We start from the raw sequence: 290 nt of genomic DNA, 5'->3' as shown, positions 1-290 counted from the left end.
CCAGAAATAATCTCCAGTCCTCAAAGTTTTAAGGCTTGACTTAACCTCCTCAGCAAAGGTTTTTGCATCCTCAATCACGTTGAATAGTTCCTGCCCATTCTCATTGGCCTGCACCGCCATATCAATCAGGTCACTGTATATCAGCTCTACGCCGCACTCATCCCAACTGGTACGCCGCAGATATCGAATAACCTCTCTGATTTGCTCCTGGCTTTTGCTGTTGAGCAGTTTTACGCGCAGACGGTTCGCACTTCGCATGGAAAAATAGTAGTTCATCTTCTATCCTCCCG

General features: G+C 46.9%; 1 pseudogene. It reads right to left on the bottom strand.

From position 1 onward, the window contains the following. Positions 1-276: pseudogene (locus P0G09_RS20245) on the bottom strand (hypothetical protein); the annotation flags it as partial. Positions 277-290 lie beyond the last annotated feature (14 nt).

Source organism: Faecalibacterium sp. DFI.5.82, from assembly GCF_029076575.1.
GTDB lineage: Bacteria > Bacillota > Clostridia > Oscillospirales > Ruminococcaceae > Faecalibacterium > Faecalibacterium duncaniae.
This window is presented reverse-complemented; position numbering and strand designations above follow the sequence as displayed.